This window comes from Mesorhizobium sp. M8A.F.Ca.ET.208.01.1.1, assembly GCF_004791315.1.
In the GTDB taxonomy this organism is placed as follows: domain Bacteria; phylum Pseudomonadota; class Alphaproteobacteria; order Rhizobiales; family Rhizobiaceae; genus Mesorhizobium.
In genome coordinates this window covers 1-1733 of the sequence record NZ_SRUT01000024.1, presented here as the reverse complement: position 1 = coordinate 1733, position 1733 = coordinate 1, and the positions used below count along the sequence as shown (strand labels likewise).

The following is a 1733-nucleotide window of genomic DNA, read 5'->3' as shown; positions in this document are numbered from 1 at the left end:
GGCACGACGGGCGACGACATCGACTTCGCGCTGCTGGTTGATGGCCTCGAGGCCGAGCGCGAGCAAGGCATCACAATCGACGTCGCCTACCGCTTCTTCGCCACGCCGAAGCGCAAGTTCATCGTCGCCGACACGCCCGGCCACGAACAATATACCCGCAACATGGCGACCGGTGCCTCGACCGCCGATCTGGCGATCGTGCTGATCGATGCCCGGCAGGGTATGCTGCGCCAGACCCGGCGCCATTCGATCATCGCCTCGCTGCTCGGCATTCGCCACATCGTGCTGGCGGTCAACAAGATCGATCTCGTCGATTTCGACCAGGCGGTTTTCGACAGCATCGTCGAGGACTACCGGCAGTTCTCAGGCGATCTCGGTTTCCAGACCATGGTGCCGATCCCGATGTCGGCCCGTTATGGCGACAATGTCAGCCGCCGCTCGGACAGCATGAAGTGGTATTCCGGCCCGACGCTGATCGAGCAACTCGAAACCGTCTCGGTCGACGAAGTCACCGCCGAGCTGCCGTTCCGCTTTCCGGTTCAGTACGTCAATCGCCCCAATCTCGATTTTCGCGGCTTCGCCGGCACCATCGCGTCCGGCACCATTGCGCAAGGCGACGAGGTCGTCGTCGCCAAATCGGGCAAGTCCTCGCATGTCAAACGCATCGTCGCCTATGGCGGCGATCTCAAACAGGCGGTGGCCGGCCAGGCCATAACGCTCGTCCTTGACGACGAGGTCGAGGTTTCCAGGGGCAACATGCTGGTTTCGCCGGCCGCGCGGCCGCAGGTCGCCGACCAGTTCGCCGCCAACATCGTCTGGTTCGACGAGCATGCGCTGCTGCCGGGCCGCTCCTATATCCTGCGCACCGAGACCGATCAGACCAGCGCCACCGTCACCGACTTGAAATACCGCATCAACGTCAACGACTTTGGCCATGAGGCGGCCAAGTCGCTCGAGATGAATGAAGTCGGCATCTGCAACATCTCGACGCGGGCGCCGATTGCCTTCGACCCGTTTGGCGAGAACCGGACCACTGGCGCCTTTATCCTGATCGATCGCATCAGCAACGCCACGGTTGGCGCCGGCATGATCGTGCACTCGCTGCGCCGCGCCGAAAACATCCATTGGCAATCGCTCGATGTCGGCAAGCGCGTGCGCGCCGACATGAAGAACCAGCGGCCGGCCGTGTTCTGGTTCACGGGGCTTTCGGGTTCCGGCAAGTCGACCATCGCCAACCTGTTCGAGAAGAAGCTGTTCGCCACAGGCCGCCATACCTATATTCTCGATGGCGACAATGTCCGTCACGGTCTCAACCGCGACCTCGGATTCACCGATGCCGATCGCGTCGAGAACATTCGCCGCGTCGCCGAAGTGGCCAAGCTGATGGCCGATGCCGGGCTGATCGTCATTGTCTCCTTCATTTCGCCGTTCAGCGCCGAGCGGCGCATGGCCAGGGAATTGATGGCCGATGGCGAGTTCATCGAGGTGTTTGTCGACACGCCTTTCGAGGAATGCGCCAGGCGTGACCCGAAGGGTCTCTACGCCCGCGCGCTGAACGGCGAGATCAAGAATTTCACCGGTGTCGATTCTCCTTACGAAGCACCGGAGAAACCGGAGATCCATCTCAAGACGCTCGGCAAGTCGGCCGAAGAGATGGTAGATACCCTGGAACACTGGCTGGACGAGCGTGACATTGCCGAAGAGCAATATGACAATGGCGGCGGCATCTGACG

At 61.7% G+C, this 1733-nt stretch carries 1 protein-coding gene; it reads left to right on the top strand.

Going from position 1 to position 1733, the window contains the following annotated elements; genetic code table 11:
- A partial coding sequence (gene cysC / locus EN851_RS34060) for an adenylyl-sulfate kinase (protein ID WP_135931038.1) occupies nucleotides 1-1731 on the top strand: 1731 nt, incomplete at its 5' end.
- Nucleotides 1732-1733 lie beyond the last annotated feature (2 nt).